The 233-nt window shown below is 54.5% G+C and carries 1 protein-coding gene; it reads left to right on the top strand.

Annotation, left to right across the window (positions count from 1 at the left end; genetic code table 11):
* The coding region (locus tag M989_RS25170; RefSeq protein WP_157093606.1) for an IS3 family transposase at window positions 1–233 on the top strand (233 nt) is incomplete at both ends.

The raw sequence follows: 233 nt of genomic DNA on the forward strand, positions 1-233 counted from the left end.
GGGATGCGTCTATGGTTATCGCAAAATCCATCTGGATCTGCGTGACAGCGGGCAACAGTGCGGAGTAAACAGAGTCTGGAGACTGATGAAACGTGTCGGAATAAAGGCTCAGGTCGGATACCGAAGCCCGCGGGCACGTAAAGGCGAGGCCAGTATCGTGTCACCCAACAGGCTCCAGCGACAGTTCAATCCGGATGCTCCTGATGAGCGTTGGGTAACGGACATAACCTACA

It is taken from the genome of Kluyvera georgiana ATCC 51603, from assembly GCF_001654985.1.
Classification (GTDB): Bacteria; Pseudomonadota; Gammaproteobacteria; order Enterobacterales; family Enterobacteriaceae; genus Kluyvera; species Kluyvera georgiana.